This window comes from Exiguobacterium sp. s63 (assembly GCF_018617335.1).
Classification (GTDB): domain Bacteria; phylum Bacillota; class Bacilli; order Exiguobacteriales; family Exiguobacteriaceae; genus Exiguobacterium.
The window spans coordinates 1-373 of sequence record NZ_JACSKB010000013.1 but is presented as its reverse complement, the minus strand read 5'-3'; the positions used below and the strand labels follow the sequence as shown (position 1 = coordinate 373).

Below are 373 nucleotides of genomic sequence, written 5' to 3'. Positions count from 1 at the left end.
AACAAGGTAGCCGTATCGGAAGGTGCGGCTGGATCACCTCCTTTCTAAGGAAAATGCCCATGTGGCATTGCCCATCGTTCAGTTTTGAGAGACCAAAACCTCTCTAAGAGGGCCTATAGCTCAGCCGGTTAGAGCGCACGCCTGATAAGCGTGAGGTCGGTGGTTCGAGTCCACTTAGGCCCACCATTTTTATGAACAATTCCAATACGGGGCCTTAGCTCAGCTGGGAGAGCGCCTGCCTTGCACGCAGGAGGTCAGCGGTTCGATCCCGCTAGGCTCCACTTTTGTTCCTTGAAAACTGAAGATTCATCAAGACATCAAAAACCAATTTCACATATGGTCCGTGAGGACCGTGTGTCTTAGACGCTAGATC

2 tRNA genes are annotated in these 373 nt (G+C 51.2%); both read left to right on the top strand.

What is annotated here, in order from left to right:
• The first annotated feature begins 109 nt into the window (after positions 1 to 109).
• Positions 110 to 186: transfer RNA gene (locus tag KNO90_RS14650), tRNA-Ile, on the top strand.
• A gap of 22 nt (positions 187 to 208) precedes the next feature.
• A tRNA-Ala gene (locus KNO90_RS14645) sits at positions 209 to 281 on the top strand.
• Positions 282 to 373: the final 92 nt, after the last annotated feature.